This is a genomic window from Bacillus cereus group sp. BfR-BA-01408 (genome assembly GCF_022663305.1).
Classification (GTDB): domain Bacteria; phylum Bacillota; class Bacilli; order Bacillales; family Bacillaceae_G; genus Bacillus_A; species Bacillus_A pacificus.
Window position 1 is genome coordinate 1 of the sequence record NZ_JAKUFF010000304.1, and the last position, 224, is coordinate 224.

Genomic DNA, 224 nt, shown 5'->3' on the forward strand with positions numbered 1-224 from the left:
GTGGACCAGTTGCCCCAGGTAATCCTTGCACTCCTTGGATTCCTTGTGGTCCCTCTGGCCCGGTAGCTCCAATAGGCCCTTGTAATCCCTGTATACCTTGTATACCTTGTGCTCCTGTCGCTCCAGTTGGACCAGCTGGACCTTGCAATCCTTGTACTCCTTGAGGTCCTGTCGCTCCAGTTTCTCCCTGTGGTCCCCTTAATCCTTGTGGCCCCTGCTGTCCT

General features: G+C 55.4%; 1 pseudogene. It reads right to left on the reverse strand.

Annotated elements, in window-relative coordinates:
* Positions 1-224: pseudogene (locus MR083_RS27400) on the reverse strand (collagen-like protein); the annotation flags it as partial.